Origin of the sequence: Cronobacter turicensis (assembly GCF_041222865.1) — a bacterium.
GTDB classification, from domain to species: Bacteria; Pseudomonadota; Gammaproteobacteria; order Enterobacterales; family Enterobacteriaceae; genus Cronobacter; species Cronobacter turicensis.
The window spans coordinates 1907653-1921470 of record NZ_CP165997.1 but is presented as its reverse complement, the minus strand read 5'-3'; the positions used below and the strand labels follow the sequence as shown (position 1 = coordinate 1921470).

Sequence of the window (13818 nt, the reverse complement as noted above, 5' to 3'; positions counted from 1 at the left end):
GCGCATAACGATGCAGATATGAACTCCCGACAACAAATCATTTTACAGATGGTGATTGACCGCGGTCGCATGAGCGTGGCGGAACTGGCAAAAATCACCGGCGTTTCTGAAGTCACCATTCGTCAGGATCTTAATTTTCTCGAAAAGCAGAGCTATCTGCGCCGCACACATGGCTTCGCCGTGCCGCTCGACAGCGACGATGTGGAAACCCGCATGATGAATAATTTCGCCCTGAAGCGGCGGCTCGCGGATTTCGCCTGCTCGCTGGTGAATGACGGCGAAACGGTGTTTATCGAAAACGGCAGCACCAATGCCCTTCTGGCGCGGGCGCTGGCCGAGCAAAAGAAAATCACGCTTATCACCGTGAGCAGTTTTATTGCGCACCTGCTAAAAGAAACGTCGTGTGAAATTATCCTGCTCGGCGGCATCTACCAGAAGAAAAGCGAAACCATGGTCGGCCCGCTGACGCGCCAGTACATTTCACAGGTGCATTTCAGCAAAGCGTTTATCGGGATTGACGGCTGGTCGCCGGAGACGGGCTTTACCGGCCGCGACATGATGCGCGCCGATGTGGTCAATGCGGTGCTGGAAAAAGGCAGCGAGGCGATTATCCTCACCGACAGCAGTAAATTCGGCGCGGTGCATCCGTATACGCTCGGCCCTGCGTCACGCTTCAGTCGGGTTATCACCGATGACGGCCTGAATGAAACTGCCCGCGACGCGCTCGGCGCCTCCGGTCTGGCGCTTGATATCCTTTCTCCCTTTCCTGCCTGAATCATGGCTGGCGCGTCGCTACTGGCGCGCCTCGCTTGAGACTATTCTCAGCATCAATTAAGACTTTTTACCTGTCTGAATTCGCTTAAGAAATTAAAATTAACCTTAGCGATATTACTGAGTGTTGATTGTCACCTGCGTGATTCTTTATTCCGTATCGCTGCACCGTTTCATGGACTGGCGCTTTAAGCTGCGATTTAGCCACTATACTTATAGTGAGCAGCCTTTCCGTGAATCAATTATTCAGGAGAAAGTATTATGTCATTAAATTACAAAAAAGTAGCCGCGGCAGTCCTGGCCGTTACTCTGGTAGCCTCTCTGAGCGCATGCTCAAACTGGTCTAAACGTGACCGCAACACCGCTATCGGCGCGGGTGCAGGTGCAATCGGCGGCTCCGTGCTGACCGACGGTAGCGCGCTCGGCACGCTCGGCGGCGCAGCGGTAGGCGGTATTATCGGTCATCAGGTTCATTAATCTGCGGCCCGCAAAAGCATAACGCTTTGACGTATTACTCGCATCACCGAATAATTACAGGTCTGGCTATACCGCAGTAAACATAACAAAATAGCCACGGCATTTTTGCCGTGGCTAACAATTAACCGCCCGCCAGTTTAACTTTCATTCCTTTTGCCTCAAGCAGGCTTTTAATTAATTCCCGTTTGTCGCCCTGAATTTCAATCACGCCGTCTTTGACCGCGCCGCCACAGCCGCATTTTTTCTTAAGCTCGGCGGCGAGGCTATTTAACGTCGCGTCGTCAGCGTCAATGCCGGTGATAAGGCATACGCCCTTCCCTTTGCGTCCGCTGGTCTGGCGCTGAATACGCACCACACCGTCGCCTTTTGGGCGCGCGGGCGCGGCTTTGGGCTCATCGATACGTCCGGTTTCCGTGGAATAGACCAGACGGCTGTTCGTGTCGCGCATTACCCCTCCTGCTTCAGAGACGCCAGAATATCCCGCAGCGCCTGTGCCGGATTCGCCGCGCGGGTGATGGGACGTCCAATAACCATATAGTCTACGCCCGCCTCTTGCGCCTCGGCAGGCGTCATAATGCGCCGCTGATCGCCCGCATCGCTGCCGGTTGGACGAATGCCTGGCGTGACCAGTTTAAAATCGCGCCCGAATGTCGCTTTAAAACGCACCGCCTCATGCGCGGAACAGACCACGCCGTCAAGGCCACACTGCTGTGTCAGGCGCGCAAGACGCTCCGCCTGCTCGGCCGGGCTAAGGGTAATGCCGAGCCCTTGCAGATCGTCGGCTTCCATACTGGTGAGCACGGTGACCGCAATCAGTAGCGGCGCGTCATTGCCAAAAGGCGCCAGTGCCTCTTTTGCCGCCGTCATCATACGCGCGCCGCCGCCCGCGTGGACATTCACCATCCAGACGCCGAGCTCCGCCGCGGCGGCAACGGCGCGCGCGGTGGTATTCGGGATATCGTGAAATTTCAGGTCCAGAAAAACGTCGAAGCCGCGTGAAATCAGATCGCGCACCAGCTGCGGTCCGAACAGCGTAAACATCTCTTTGCCGACTTTCAGACGGCAGCTGCGCGGATCGATGCCATCCACAAAGGCCAGCGCGCTGTCGCGGTTGTCGTAATCGAGCGCGACGACCACGGGAGAATGAGTTACAGAATGAGAGGAGGCAATTAATGTCATGACCAGACCTTCTGACAGGCGCACCGGCGTGGCGCGAGGTTGATAAACGGCAAGCATTCTACCCGCCGTCAGCGAAAATTTACAGGCAAGATCGCCCTGCCAGGCCGCCTGGCTCACCGTTAACGCGCTGTCGCCACAACGACGCTCTGCAAAATCATAAGTATGTTGTAACTAAATCGCACATAGAACGTTGCCGCGACAGAATGTGCGGCAGGGACAGAGAAGAAGAGAAATTACTGGCCGTCAAGGCCCCGGATAGGCTTGATGGTGGACCAGGCGCGGCACGACGGGCAGTGCCAGTAGAGCGTGAAAGCGGTGAAGCCGCACTTCTGGCAGCGATAACGCGGCTTGGTGCGTACCTGCTCGCCCACCATATCGCGCAGCACCATCAGGCTCTCTTTCGCGCGCCCTTCTTCCGCCTCATGGAGATGGTAATCCATCAGCCGATGGAACACGCGCATGGTCGGGTGACGCTGAAGCTGGCGCGTGATATAGACCTGCGCGCTGTCTGCGCCCTCACGCTGCTCAAGCACCTGTGCGAGCATCAGTTCCGCTTCCGCGCCGGTGTTTTCTTCCACGCAGCGTTTAAGGAATTCGGCCCATTCGGCGGGTTTACCAAGCTGCTGATAGCAGACCTGGAGCATCTCCAGCGTTTCGCTCACCAGTTCGCGATCCTGACTGATGACTTTTTCCAGCATTTCGACGGCGTGCGCGTAATCGCCGCGCGTCATAAAAATGCGGCCCATCATAATGGAGACGCGCGCGCTGTTGCGATCCGCCGCTGCGCCCTTTTTCAGGAGCGACATGGCGCGATCCATATCTTCATTGCTCATCGCCTGAAGGGCGAGTTCGCAGTAAAAATGGGCGATTTCAACGCGCTGATGTTCTTTGCCGAGCTTGACCAGGCGTTCGGCGGCATCGATGGCTTTCTGCCAGTCGCTGGTGGCCTGATAGATTTGCAGCAGTTGCTGGAGCGCGCCGATGCGGAAATCGGTTTCGTCCACCAGCTGATTAAACATGTCTTCGGCGCGATCGTAGAGCCCGGCGGCCATGTAGTCACGCCCAAGTTGCTGAACGGCGAGCAGACGCTGATCGTAGGTCAGCGACGCGCTTTCCATCAGCGACTGGTGAATGCGGATAGCCCGGTCCACTTCGCCGCGCGAGCGGAAAAGGTTGCCGAGGGTCAGGTGGGCCTCGACGGTGCCAGTATCTTCCTTGAGCATTTCAAGGAACAGATCCACCGCTTTATCCTGCTGATTGGACAGCAGAAAGTTCACGCCTGCGACGTAGTCGCGTGACAGGCGATTCGCTTCCTGCTCTTTATCCTGTTGCGCACTTCTGCGGCCCATATACCAGCCATACGCAGCGGCGACAGGCAACAGCAGAAACAACAACTCCAGCATAGAGGGTTAATCCTTAACAGCAGGCGCGGCGGCGTTTGCCGGAACCGGCTCTGCAGGCGCGAGTTGCTGCTCAAGGCGTTTCACTTTACGTTCGGCACGCGCCAGTTGCAGGCGAACGCGCAACCAGAACAGCCCACAAATGATCCACCCGATAATAAACCCTGCGCCGAATAAGGTCGCCAGCAGCGTAGAGATCCGATAGTCGCCCTGCGCAAGCAGGAAGTTAAAGGTGACCTGTTGATCGTTTTGCGCGCCCAGCGTGACGGAAACGACGAAAATCGCTAATACCACTAAAAAAATAATCAGATATTTCACATGACATCCCGTATGTGTTTTGTGCGACCAATGTCCCGGCCTCGGCTCAACGCGCTATACGTTATCATTTCCACCCTTTGCGTGAAATGATAAAGCGCCAGGACATCCTTTATAAATAGGGGCGTAACGGCGAAACTCAAGCCGCCGTCACTCTTCTGTCTCGCGCCGGGCGATTTCCACTTTCTCCTCCACCGGCGGCGTGAGCGGGCCGCAGAGACGCTGCGCAAGCCAGGCGGCGATAGTTACCAGCAGCCAGGAGAGCAGCGTGGCGACTACCAGATCGCGCGGCCAGTGCATGCCGAGCAGCATTCGGCTGCCCATTACGCCGATGGCCCAGAGCGTCAGCACCGCAAGCGTAATGGTTCGCCTGCGCGGCCAGAGCAGCCCGAATCCCAGCATCGCCCAGCTTGCGGCAAACATGGTATGCCCCGATGGAAAAGCAAAACCGGTCTCTTTTTGCCAGTGTTTACGCAGCCAGGCCGGGATATCGGTCTCGTTTTTCAACTGCGCTTTCACCAGCTCGCCGCGTTCCTTGCGCTTTAAATTGTAGAACTCGTCCACCGGGATGTTACGGTTTTTTTCAAGCCAGATAACAAACGGGCGAGGTTCCTGAACTTTTTCTTTAATCAGCGACTTAGACCACTGCCCCGCCATAATGACCATGCCCAGAATCGCAAATAACATCAGCGCCGGACGCAACCGGAAGCGCAGGCACCACAAGAACCAGCCGCACAGCAAAACGTGAGTAAGAATGCCCCAGGGCTGCGTGACCGTTTCCGTCATCCAGAACAGCATTTTCAGCCATAACGAGCTGCTGCCCGGTTGCCACTGCCAGCCTGAGATCCAGACGGTCAGCGGCATGATGAGTAACAGCGCGGCGCCGACCGCGGTACGTTTTGCAATTGCCAGCATGCTCTCTCCTTTTTCCTGAAGTCCCTCAAGAATAACCGAAAATCATGGTCTGCAGGATAGTTACCTATTGATGCGATTAATATTAAGAGCACGACAGAGAGAGGCGAACCCCGCCGGGATGTGGCAAAATACAGGGTAACGACAGAAAGCCAACAGACTGGCAGGCGCCTGCGGGCGTCATAATATCCGGAGAATCACATGCAGCTTAAACGTGTGGCAGAAGCCAAACTGCCAACCCCCTGGGGCGATTTCCTGATGGTGGGTTTTGAAGAACTGGCCACCGGACAGGATCACGTAGCCCTGGTATTTGGTGATATTACCGGCGCAGAGTCGGTGCTGGCCCGCGTGCATTCCGAGTGTCTGACCGGCGACGCGCTGTTCAGCCTGCGCTGTGACTGCGGCTTCCAGCTGGAAGCCGCGCTGTCGCAAATCGCCGAAACCGGGCGCGGCGTGCTGCTCTATCATCGCCAGGAGGGCCGTAACATTGGTCTGTTGAATAAGATTCGTGCCTATGCGTTGCAGGATCAGGGTTACGACACCGTTGAAGCGAACCATCAGCTTGGCTTTGCCGCCGACGAGCGCGATTTCACCCTGTGTGCGGACATGTTTAAGCTGCTGGGCGTAGATGAAGTGCGCCTGCTGACCAACAACCCACGCAAGGTAGAGATTCTGACCGAAGCGGGGATTAATATCGTCGAACGGGTGCCGCTGATTGTCGGTCGCAACCCGAAGAACGAGCACTATCTCGACACCAAAGCCGCCAAGATGGGGCATCTGCTCTCCGGTAACTAACCGGCGCCATAAAAAAGGCCTGCAAACGCAGGCCTTTTTGTTTCACCGTATGCCGCGCCTTTAGCGCAGCATGTTACGGATCACATAGTGCAGAATGCCGTCGTTACGGTAATAGGTCATCTCATTACCGGTATCGATACGGCAGCGGCACTCCAGCACTTCGCTTGAGCCATCAGCTCGCGTCAGCGTAACCGGCACCGTACTGCCCGGCGTCAGCGACTGCAGATTGCCGATATCCAGCGTCTCGTCGCCGGTCAGCCCCAGCGTTTTACGCGTCACGCCCTGCGGGAACTCCAGCGGCAGGATGCCCATACCAATCAGGTTGGAGCGGTGAATACGTTCGAACGACTCGGCAATCACCACGCGAATACCGAGCAGGCGCGGGCCTTTAGCCGCCCAGTCGCGACTGGAGCCTGAGCCATATTCTTTCCCGGCGATAACCGCAAGCGGCGTGCTCTGCTCCTGGTAGCGCATGGCGGCATCGTAAATCGACATCACCTCATTACCCGGAATGAGGCGCGTCATCCCGCCTTCCACGCCCGGCACCATTTCATTACGGATACGAATGTTGGCAAAGGTGCCGCGCATCATCACTTCATGGTTGCCGCGTCGGGAGCCGTAGGAGTTAAAGTCTGCGCGCTCTACGCCATGGTTTTGCAGATAGCGACCGGCGGGGCTGTCCGCCTTGATGCTGCCCGCAGGGGAAATGTGGTCGGTGGTGACGGAATCGCCCAGCATTGCGAGAATACGCGCGCCGTGGATATCCTGCACCGGCGCCGGTTCGGAGAGCATCTCATCGAAAAATGGCGACAGGCGAATATAGGTGGAGTCGTTCTGCCAGTCATAGGTGTCTGACGCCTGCACCTGGATGGAACGCCACTCTTCGGTTCCTTCGAAGACTTCCGCATACTCTTTGCGGAACATATCGGTAGAGACTTCCTGCACCGCCCGGGCAATCTCCTGCCCTGTTGGCCAGATATCCTTCAGGTAAACCGGATCGCCTTTGCGATCGTGGCCGATGGGATCGGTGGCGAGGTTAATATTCATATTCCCTGCCAGCGCATACGCGACCACCAGCGGCGGGGAGGCCAGCCAGTTGGTTTTCACCAGCGGATGAATACGCCCTTCGAAGTTACGGTTGCCCGAAAGCACCGCGCCAACCGTCAGATCGCCTTTCTTGATCGCCTGTTCGATTGGCTCAGGCAACGGACCGGAGTTACCGATACAGGTGGTACAGCCATACCCGACCAGGTTAAAGCCCAGTTCATCAAGCCACGGGGTCAGCTTCGCATGAGCCAGATAATCGGATACCACTTTTGAGCCAGGCGCCAGCGACGCTTTCACCCATGGCTGGCGCTTAAGCCCCAGCTGAACGGCTTTTTTCGCCAGCAGGCCCGCCGCCATCAGCACGCTCGGGTTAGAAGTATTCGTGCAGGAGGTAATCGCCGCAATGACCACCGCGCCGTCCGGCAACTCATACTGATGCCCGTTCAGCGTATACCCAATCGAATGCAGATCTTTTTTCGGCGAGTTGACTTCAAGCTCAGTACTGGCGGCAAAGGCCTTCGGCACATCGCCGAGGCTTACGCGATCCTGCGGACGTTTCGGCCCGGCGATACTGGCCTCGACCGTGCCCATGTCCAGTTCAAGCGTGCTGGTAAACACAGGTTCATCGCCGGTGTTGCGCCACATGCCCTGCGCTTTGGCATAGGCCTCGACCAGCGCCACCTGCTCCTCGCTACGTCCGCTCAGGCGTAAATAGCCAAGCGTCACGTCATCAATCGGGAAAAAACCGCAGGTCGCGCCATATTCCGGCGCCATGTTGGCAATCGTCGCGCGGTCTGCCAGCGGCAGTGAATCCAGCCCGTCGCCAAAGAACTCGACGAATTTCCCGACCACGCCATGTTTACGCAGCATCTGCGTGACGGTCAGCACCAGGTCGGTGGCGGTAATCCCTTCGCTGAGCTTACCGGTGAGACGAAAACCGACGACATCCGGGATAAGCATCGACACGGGCTGGCCGAGCATGGCCGCTTCCGCTTCAATACCGCCGACGCCCCAGCCGAGCACGCCAAGGCCGTTAATCATCGTGGTATGGGAATCCGTGCCGACAAGCGTGTCCGGGTACGCCACCATCACGCCGTCCTGAAGCTCGCTCCACACGGCTTTACCCAGATACTCAAGATTAACCTGATGGCAAATGCCGGTACCCGGTGGTACCACGCTGAAGCGGCTGAACGCCTGCTGGCCCCAGCGCAGGAATGCGTAACGTTCGTGGTTTCGTTCCATCTCCAGACGCACGTTCTCTTCAAACGCGTTATCGTCGCCGAAGTGGTCGACGGTCACGGAGTGGTCAATCACCAGATCGACTGGCGAGAGCGGATTCACTTTCGAGACGTCTCCACCGAGACGCTGCACCGCTTCGCGCATGGCCGCCAGATCCACCACCGCCGGAACGCCGGTGAAATCCTGCATCAATACACGCGCCGGGCGATACGCGATTTCGCGATCGGCATGCGCATGCTCAAGCCAGCCCGCCAGCGCCTGGATATCCTCAAGCGTGACGGTCTCGCCGTCCTGCCAGCGCAGCAGGTTCTCGAGTAAAACTTTCAGTGATTTGGGTAACCGCGCGATATCGCCCAGCTCCCGGGCGGCTTTCGGCAGGCTGTAGTAGTGATAGGTTTTATCCTGCGCCTGTAATGTGTCCTTACTGGCTTCGCGTAGGGTCGACGACATAGCTCCTCCTTCAGTCCTGAGATAGCGATGCCCCGATTGTTATCAGGGTCTGTATTAAAGATAACACAAACATGTCGTAACGATTTGATAACAACCCAAATCGCTAAAAGTGAGGAAACCGGGAGGGAGAAAACAAAGCGCCTGGCGGGAGCCAGGCGCAGAAGAATCAGTGAGCAAGCATCCAGACAAGCTGACACCAGAACAAGGAAGAAACCGTAAATACGCCAATCCATGACCAGTATTTGAGCGTGAGCTGATTATTCATACCTGTTACACCAATAATTAAAACCGTTGATCAATCTGGCGCTTGCCAGCGTTGTAAAGATTGCTGTGTGTAATTTTTCTCGCTGCGTTAACAACGAGAACAGATAAATTTAGGTTAAATTAAATTCTTGTTTTTTATTATCTACGCTATTCAGCGTTTATTGTTTTTGTGATCTTCTTCCGAAAATAACGCGATAAAATCTTGTTGCTCTTTTGTTAGCTTCCAGCCTGCCGGAAGGGTTGAAAAACCCCCAGTTTGGCTGTTTTCGTGCCTGTCATCTGGTTGACATATTGGCGAACGAGTGAAAGCGTGCTGTTGTAGAGCCATGCTTAACCCCAAAATGTCCATACCAGAAGCGCAATCCCAATCCAGAACAGGGTTGAGATGCCGAACACCGCCAGCCACGCTTTACGCTTAAGATCAGGATCTCTTTGCGAATCGTCGCTTTCTGCAGGCATTGTTAACCTCGTACAATCGACATTGCTTATCATATAGGCACCAAACAATTGGCAGAAGTAATCATCAGTTGAGATAAATCCTAAATAAAAACCAGCCAAAAATCCAGCACCTTTACGATCATTTTTGGAGAAAATATTCAATCTTTTGACGTGAAATAAATTATTGAAGTTGTGAATTTGCGTAGCTGAGAATTATTTCCTACTTTTGTCGTGACGAGACGACACCTTGTCCATACTTTTAATATGGAAAAGCGCGATTTTAATTGCGCTTAGTGCGAATGATTATGTTTTTAATTTGAATAAAGGCAGGGAAAAGCGGCGTACCTTTGCACCAGTGAAAAGGTACGCGCGGGAATTATTTGGCAGGTAATTTGATATCTTTAAACATCGCTTCAATATCTTCATTCGAGCGCAATGCGACGGCGGCATCGACCACATCGCGGGTTAAATGCGGCGCAAAACGCTGAATAAAATCATACATGTAGCTGCGCAGGAAGGTGCTGCGGCGAAAACCGATTTTGGTGGTGCTGTGGCTGAAAATATCGTGCGCGTCGAGACGCACCAGATCCGGGTCAGAGACCGGATCTACCGCCATGCTGGCAATCACCCCTACCCCTAACCCCAGTCTGACGTAGGTTTTAATCACATCGGCGTCGGTTGCAGTGAAGACGATACGCGGCGTCAGTCCGGCGCGATTAAACGCGGTGTCGAGCTCTGAGCGGCCCGTAAAGCCGAAGGTATAAGTCACCAGCGGATATTGCGCCAGCTCCTCGATATTCACGCTCTCTTTGGACGCCAACGGGTGATCCGGCGTGACGACTATCGAACGGTTCCAGTGATAGCAAGGCAGCATGACCAGATCGTCATAAAGATGCAGCGCTTCGGTGGCGATAGCGAAATCGGCGTTGCCTTTGGAGACCGCTTCAGCAATCTGTGTGGGCGAGCCCTGATGCATATGCAACGAAACGCGCGGGTAACGCTCAATAAAGCCTTTGATGACGCCTGGCAGCGCGTAGCGCGCCTGCGTGTGCGTGGTGGCGACATACAGCGAGCCTTTGTCAGGCCACGTATGTTCTCCGGCTACCGATTTAATGGCATCCACTTTAGACAACACTTCACGTGCGATGCGGATAATTTCCTGACCCGCGGGGGTTACCTGCGTCAGGTGTTTGCCGCTACGGGCAAAAATCTGAATCCCGAGCTCATCTTCCAGCATACGCACCTGTTTACTGATGCCGGGCTGCGACGTGTAAAGCCCTTCCGCCGTGGATGAGACATTCAGGTTATGGTTCACCACCTCAACGATATAGCGCAACTGCTGTAGTTTCATGACCGACCATCCAGAATCAGAGTCGCCTGCACGCAGGCTTAAGACGATTTGATAATAAAAAAGGAAGATACTATAACCGGGCAACCTTTTATAGCTTATGTGTATAGTTCAGTGAAATAAATAATAAGGAAGTTATAAACGCAAAAAGGCCAGCATACGCTGGCCTTCGTTTTTGCACTGCGTCAGGCTTACTTTTTGCCTTCCGCCCACTTACCGTCAACATAAAACGCAGACCAGCCGGTGGCTTTCCCGTCTTTCTCAGACGCCACGTATTGCTGTTTGGTTTTACGGCTAAAGCGAACCACCGCCGGGTTGCCTTCCGGGTCCTGCGCAGGCGCATCGGCCAGATAAAGCAGTTTTTCCGGCAGACGATCGCGGAAGCGTTGCAGCTCTTCAACCAGCGGCGCGCGAGTTTCGCGCGATTTCGGGAAGGTGTTCGCCGCCAGGAACACACCGGCTGCGCCGTCACGCAGGACGAAGTAAGCATCTGACTTCTCGCACGGCAGTTCTGGCAGCGGAACCGGATCTTCCTTCGGCGGCGCTACTTCGCCGTTACGCAGGATCTTACGGGTGTTCTTACACTCGTCGTTGGTGCAGGCCATGTACTTACCGAAACGTCCCATCTTCAGGTGCATTTCAGAACCGCATTTCTCACACTCGACTACCGGGCCGTCATAACCCTTAATGCGGAATTCGCCCTCTTCGACTTCATAACCGTCGCAGGTCGGGTTGTTGCCGCACACGTGCAGTTTGCGCTTAGGATCGATAAGGTAGCTGTCCATCGCCGTGCCGCATTTCTGGCAGCGACGTTTGGCGCGCAGCGCGTTGGTTTCCGCGTCGTCGCCTTCCAGCACGTTCAGTACTTCATTTTCCGGAACCAGGTTAATGGTGGTTTTGCAACGCTCTTTCGGCGACAGCGCGTAGCCGGAACAGCCCAGAAAGACACCGGTGCTGGCAGTACGGATACCCATCGGGCGGCCGCAGGTCGGGCAGTCGATGCTGGTAAGCACCATCTGATTCGGGCGCATACCGCCCTCTTCAGGATCTTTTTCGGCGGTATCAAGCTGTCTTGAGAAATCGTCGAAGAAGGTGTCCAGCACCCCGCGCCACTCGGCCTCATGGTTGGCCACCTGGTCGAGAGAATCTTCCATCTGCGCGGTGAAGTCGAAGTTCATCAGCTCCGGGAAATTCTCTTCCAGACGATCGGTGACGATTTCACCCATTTTCTCCGCATAGAAGCGACGGTTTTCCACGCGCACATAGCCGCGATCCTGGATGGTCGAAATAATAGACGCATAGGTAGACGGACGGCCGATACCACGTTTTTCCAGCTCTTTCACCAGGGATGCTTCGCTAAAGCGCGCAGGCGGCTTGGTGAAGTGCTGCGCAGGCGTCAGCTCCAGCAGAGAAAGCTTATCGCCCTGGTTTACCGCAGGCAGCGTTCTGTCTTCATCGCCCTTACGCAGCGCGGGCATCACACGGGTCCAGCCGTCGAAGCGCAGGATACGACCGCGCGCTTTCAGGCGGAAATCGCCAGCGGCGACAGTCAGCGTCGTAGAGTCGTACTGCGCCGGCGTCATCTGACAGGCGACGAACTGACGCCAGATCAGCTGATACAACTTCTGCGCGTCGTTTTCCATATCCTTCAGCGATTCCGCCAGCACGCTGACATCGGAAGGACGAATCGCTTCGTGCGCTTCCTGAGAATTCTCTTTGCTGGCGTACTGGTTCGGGTTTTCCGGCAGATACTTCTTACCGAACTCCTCGCCGATATAGTTACGCACCATGCTTACCGCATCCTGACTCAGGTTGGTGGAGTCAGTACGCATATAAGTGATGTAACCCGCTTCGTAGAGACGCTGGGCCATCATCATGGTTTTCTTCACGCCAAAGCCCAGACGAGTGCTCGCCGCCTGCTGGAGCGTAGAGGTAATAAAAGGCGCGCCCGGTTTGCTGCTGGTCGGCTTATCTTCACGTTCGACAATCTGATAGCTTGCCGCTTTCAGCAGCGCTACCGCCGCTTCGGTGTCCTGACGGTTTACCGGGCGGAACGGTTTATCTTTGTGATGCGTCACCTGAACGCTGAGCTGATCGCTTTTCGGCGTGGAAAGCAGCGCGTCCACTTCCCAGAACTCTTCCGGGACGAACGCTTTGATTTCACGCTCGCGTTCGACCACCAGACGCACCGCCACGGACTGCACGCGACCGGCGGACAGCCCACGGGCGATTTTCTTCCACAGCAGCGGGGAGACCATGTAACCCACCACGCGGTCCATAAAACGGCGCGCCTGCTGGGCGTTAACGCGATCGATATTCAGCTCGCCCGGCTTTTCAAACGCCTGACGGATCGCATTTTTGGTAATCTCGTTAAACACCACTCGGCTATAGCGTGTTTCATCACCGCCGATCACTTCCCGCAGGTGCCAGGCAATGGCTTCCCCTTCGCGGTCAAGGTCGGTTGCGAGATAGATGTGGTCGGCTTTTTCGGCGAGCGATTTCAGTTCAGAAACCACTTTTTCTTTGCCGGGCAGCACTTCGTATTGCGCTTCCCAGTTATGCCACGGGTCGACGCCCATGCGGTTGACTAACGCGCCGCGTTCATCTTTTTTGACTTTTTTAGCCGGTTTAGTCGGGGCGGATTCAGCGCTTTTTTTAGGGGCGGAGCCACTGGTCGGCAAATCCCGGATATGACCGACGCTGGATTTCACCACGAAGTCTTTACCGAGATATTTGTTGATCGTTTTGGCTTTTGCCGGGGACTCAACGATGACGAGAGCTTTACCCATATTCACCTTTACCTGATTTGATTCTTCCAGAATACGTCGCACGTTGATTCGCCTTCTCTGGCGACAAGCCCCGTATATTGAGGCCATCGCAAAGCTTATCAACCCCTTAATCCATCACCAGGCGCGGTTCACGCTATTACCGGTGGCTGAGTCGTCAGGTTTTATCGTGCAAATGCGCTACAGCACGACGGAAGTTCGGTCGAATGTCAAGCAATTCTGTTGCCAGATTTGCGAAAGCGTCACACTCTACCTGATAAAATTCGTTACGCAACTTTATTAGCATGCAAAAGTGATTAACGCCACCATGGGGCGTTTTTGAAAAGCCCTTTGAAGTGCAGGGAAAATTTGCCCATTACACCCGGTGGGACGTACACTATCCTCCTGTTAGTAAGGA

At 55.3% G+C, this 13818-nt stretch carries 13 protein-coding genes; 3 read left to right on the top strand and 10 right to left on the bottom strand.

Annotated elements, in window-relative coordinates; translation table 11 throughout:
• Positions 1-18: 18 nt before the first annotated feature.
• Positions 19-774: a DNA-binding transcriptional regulator YciT gene (locus tag AB8W27_RS09245; RefSeq protein WP_015741444.1), complete on the top strand. Its 756-nt coding sequence runs from the start codon at positions 19-21 to the stop codon at positions 772-774.
• Between the two features lie 258 nt (positions 775-1032).
• Positions 1033-1248, top strand: a complete 216-nt coding sequence (gene osmB / locus AB8W27_RS09240) for an osmotically-inducible lipoprotein OsmB (protein WP_015741445.1) — start codon at positions 1033-1035, stop codon at positions 1246-1248.
• Positions 1249-1369: 121 nt separating this feature from the next.
• On the opposite strand, the gene yciH is transcribed toward osmB, so the two are convergent.
• The 5 genes from yciH to pgpB all read right to left on the bottom strand — a co-directional run bounded on the left by yciH (position 1370) and on the right by pgpB (position 5057).
• Entirely contained in the window at positions 1370-1696 is a 327-nt protein-coding gene (gene yciH / locus AB8W27_RS09235; protein ID WP_015741446.1) for a stress response translation initiation inhibitor YciH, read from the bottom strand.
• Complete coding sequence (pyrF, locus tag AB8W27_RS09230) at positions 1696-2427, bottom strand: orotidine-5'-phosphate decarboxylase (RefSeq protein WP_282913968.1); 732 nt, start codon at positions 2425-2427, stop codon at positions 1696-1698. The genes yciH and pyrF overlap by 1 nt, the downstream gene beginning before the upstream one ends.
• 233 nt (positions 2428-2660) lie before the next feature.
• Positions 2661-3830: a lipopolysaccharide assembly protein LapB gene (lapB, locus tag AB8W27_RS09225; protein WP_041923618.1), complete on the bottom strand. Its 1170-nt coding sequence runs from the start codon at positions 3828-3830 to the stop codon at positions 2661-2663.
• A 6-nt stretch (positions 3831-3836) separates the two neighbouring features.
• Positions 3837-4145 carry a LapA family protein gene (locus AB8W27_RS09220; protein WP_007698324.1) on the bottom strand — a complete coding sequence of 103 codons (309 nt, stop codon included), beginning with the start codon at positions 4143-4145 and terminating at the stop codon, positions 3837-3839.
• 147 nt (positions 4146-4292) lie between these two features.
• A complete protein-coding gene (gene pgpB / locus AB8W27_RS09215) occupies positions 4293-5057 on the bottom strand; it encodes a phosphatidylglycerophosphatase B (RefSeq protein WP_007761938.1) in 765 nt (254 codons plus the stop codon).
• Positions 5058-5255: 198 nt separating this feature from the next.
• On the opposite strand from pgpB, the gene ribA reads away from it, so the two are divergent.
• A complete protein-coding gene (ribA, locus tag AB8W27_RS09210) occupies positions 5256-5849 on the top strand; it encodes a GTP cyclohydrolase II (RefSeq protein ID WP_015741450.1) in 594 nt (197 codons plus the stop codon).
• A 60-nt stretch (positions 5850-5909) separates the two neighbouring features.
• Here the strand turns inward: ribA and acnA are convergent, their stop codons facing one another.
• From acnA to topA, 5 genes are all read right to left on the bottom strand, one after another.
• Complete coding sequence (acnA, locus tag AB8W27_RS09205) at positions 5910-8585, bottom strand: aconitate hydratase AcnA (protein ID WP_015741451.1); 2676 nt, start codon at positions 8583-8585, stop codon at positions 5910-5912.
• Between the two features lie 166 nt (positions 8586-8751).
• The gene (gene ymiC / locus AB8W27_RS09200; RefSeq protein WP_226993417.1) at positions 8752-8850 is read right to left on the bottom strand and encodes a small membrane protein YmiC; all 99 of its coding nucleotides are present in this window, start codon (positions 8848-8850) and stop codon (positions 8752-8754) included.
• A 329-nt stretch (positions 8851-9179) separates the two neighbouring features.
• Positions 9180-9308: a YmiA family putative membrane protein gene (locus AB8W27_RS09195; RefSeq protein ID WP_015741452.1), complete on the bottom strand. Its 129-nt coding sequence runs from the start codon at positions 9306-9308 to the stop codon at positions 9180-9182.
• Positions 9309-9663: 355 nt separating this feature from the next.
• Positions 9664-10638: an HTH-type transcriptional regulator CysB gene (cysB, locus tag AB8W27_RS09190; protein ID WP_004387670.1), complete on the bottom strand. Its 975-nt coding sequence runs from the start codon at positions 10636-10638 to the stop codon at positions 9664-9666.
• Between the two features lie 188 nt (positions 10639-10826).
• Positions 10827-13424, bottom strand: a complete 2598-nt coding sequence (gene topA / locus AB8W27_RS09185) for a type I DNA topoisomerase (RefSeq protein ID WP_015741453.1) — start codon at positions 13422-13424, stop codon at positions 10827-10829.
• Between the last annotated feature and the right edge of the window lie 394 nt (positions 13425-13818).